Here is a 261-nt window from a genome sequence, read left to right on the forward strand (position 1 = left end):
CGCTCTTTGCCGGTGTCTCGAGCTTCTTCTGACCGGCCTCACGCCAGTTGAGAGCCAATGTCCGGGCGCCGCCGCGGCCTTCGAGCGACCAGTCGACCTTCAGCGCACCGACTGAATTGCCGGCTTCGCCATGCTTCAGCGCATTCGTCGCCAGTTCGTGAAAGACGAGGCCGAGTGCCTGCGTCGTCTTTTCGTCGAGAAGAACCTCCGGTCCCGACAACAGCCCTTCAGGAAGCTCGCTGCCGAACACCTGGCCAAGCT

The 261-nt window shown here is 62.8% G+C and carries 1 pseudogene; it reads right to left on the bottom strand.

The annotated features are described in order from the left end of the window. Window positions 1-261: pseudogene (locus E5W70_RS14560) on the bottom strand (sensor histidine kinase); the annotation flags it as partial.

The sequence above is a fragment of the Mesorhizobium sp. genome, assembly GCF_005063415.1.
Taxonomy (GTDB): domain Bacteria; phylum Pseudomonadota; class Alphaproteobacteria; order Rhizobiales; family Rhizobiaceae; genus Mesorhizobium.